General features: G+C 45.8%; 4 tRNA genes. All 4 read right to left on the reverse strand.

Annotated features, from left to right (window positions below):
- Positions 1 to 233: 233 nt before the first annotated feature.
- A tRNA-Val gene (locus ATB78_RS27905) sits at positions 234 to 309 on the reverse strand.
- 35 nt (positions 310 to 344) lie between these two features.
- Positions 345 to 420, reverse strand: a tRNA-Ala gene (locus ATB78_RS27910).
- A 24-nt stretch (positions 421 to 444) separates the two neighbouring features.
- Positions 445 to 520 (reverse strand) — tRNA-Lys (locus tag ATB78_RS27915).
- A 2-nt stretch (positions 521 to 522) separates the two neighbouring features.
- Positions 523 to 598: transfer RNA gene (locus ATB78_RS27920), tRNA-Glu, on the reverse strand.
- Positions 599 to 602 lie beyond the last annotated feature (4 nt).

A 602-nucleotide genomic window follows, 5' to 3' on the forward strand; every position in this document is an offset into this window, starting at 1 on the left:
TAAAAGTGATATTCCCAAGAACACTTGAATGTGTTTTTTGGTGTTTGTCATAAAGACAAACATTGAGAACTTTACAAACAAACTTAAAAGTTTGTTTTGTCAGCTTTCCAAATTGTTAAAGAGCTAATCACTTCCTAAGAAGTCATTTTCTAAAGACTTTCAGAGTCGAAGATTCTAACCACGTACGTTTTACTGAAGTGGTTTGGAATTCCTATCCAAAAATACTTAGAGAATGGTGGGCGATACCGGGCTCGAACCAGTGACCCCCTGCTTGTAAGGCAGGTGCTCTCCCAACTGAGCTAATCGCCCACATAAGTTTTTCGTCTTGTGGTAGACGTCAAGAATGGTGGAGCTATGCGGGATCGAACCGCAGACCTCCTGCGTGCAAGGCAGGCGCTCTCCCAGCTGAGCTATAGCCCCATCTTGAGAGTTATTCTTAAAGAATGGTGGGTCGTGCAGGATTCGAACCTGCGACCAATTGATTAAAAGTCAACTGCTCTACCAACTGAGCTAACGACCCAATGGTATCCCGTAGGGGAGTCGAACCCCTGTTACCGCCGTGAAAGGGCGGTGTCCTAGGCCTCTAGACGAACGGGACACTG

Source organism: Vibrio sp. CUB2 (assembly GCF_001557945.1).
GTDB lineage: Bacteria > Pseudomonadota > Gammaproteobacteria > Enterobacterales > Vibrionaceae > Vibrio > Vibrio owensii.